Genomic DNA, 789 nt, shown 5'->3' with positions numbered 1-789 from the left:
TTTCTCAGGTCAAGTCTTTCTCTTTTGTGGTGGACGTAAAGACCGCTTTAAAGCTCTTTACTGGGATGGTCAAGGATTTTGGCTACTATATAAACGCTTTGAGAACGGTAAGTTGACTTGGCCAAGTACAGAAAAGGATGTCAAAGCTCTCACACCTGAACAAGTAGACTGGCTGATGAAGGGCTTTTCTATCACTCCAAAAATAAATTCATCAGAAAGTCGTGATTTCTATTGAAATGATGCCTTTCTTTTTAGTATAATAAAGTTAGAAAACAAGGAGGGGAAGACGATGAAAGACTTATTAAACATCATTCAACAACAGAGTGCTACAATTGATAGTCTCACCAATGAACTTGCCCTTCTTCGTGAACAAGTGGCTTATCTAACGCAAAAGCTCTATGGAAAATCCTCTGAGAAAAGTGTTTGTCCATCTGGACAAGTCAGCCTTTTTGAGGAGGAAGCTTCATCTGATGAAGATGGAGAGGTTCCCAGTTGAAAGAGAAGAAATCACCTATAAACGTAAGAAAGCTAAAGGGAAACGTCAAGCTCTTCTTGCCCAATTCGATTCAGAAGAAGTTCATCATCGCTTAGAGGATTGCATTTGCCCTGACTGTCAGGGAGAGCTAAAAGAGATTGGAGCGAGTCTTCAAGGCCAAGAATTAGTCTTTATTCCTGCGCAATTAAAACGCATAGATCATATCCAACACTCTTACAAATGCCAAGCATGCAGTGAGAAAAATCCGAGTGATAAAATTGTGAAAGCTCCTATCCCTAAAGCCCCTTTGGCGC

The 789-nt window shown here is 40.4% G+C and carries 3 protein-coding genes; all 3 read left to right on the top strand.

The window, feature by feature from the left end; all coding sequences use genetic code 11:
* The coding region (tnpB, locus tag HT723_RS10745; RefSeq protein ID WP_172935181.1) for an IS66 family insertion sequence element accessory protein TnpB at positions 1–235 on the top strand (235 nt) is incomplete at its 5' end.
* A 54-nt stretch (positions 236–289) separates the two neighbouring features.
* Complete coding sequence (locus HT723_RS10740; protein ID WP_172935180.1) at positions 290–496, top strand: transposase; 207 nt, start codon at positions 290–292, stop codon at positions 494–496.
* Positions 471–789: IS66 family transposase zinc-finger binding domain-containing protein (locus tag HT723_RS10735; protein WP_240154969.1), on the top strand; the 319-nt coding region annotated here is incomplete at its 3' end. The genes HT723_RS10740 and HT723_RS10735, both read left to right, overlap by 26 nt.

Origin of the sequence: Streptococcus sp. 2106 (genome assembly GCF_013277315.1) — a bacterium.
Classification (GTDB): domain Bacteria; phylum Bacillota; class Bacilli; order Lactobacillales; family Streptococcaceae; genus Streptococcus; species Streptococcus pseudopneumoniae.
The sequence above is the reverse complement of the archived record's forward strand: the minus strand, read 5'-3'. Positions and strand labels throughout refer to the sequence as shown.

Coding starts and splice junctions, on each gene's coding strand:
- HT723_RS10740 (WP_172935180.1), top strand. CDS start 290: ATGAAAGACTTATTAAACATCATTCAACAACAGAGTGCTACAATTGAT.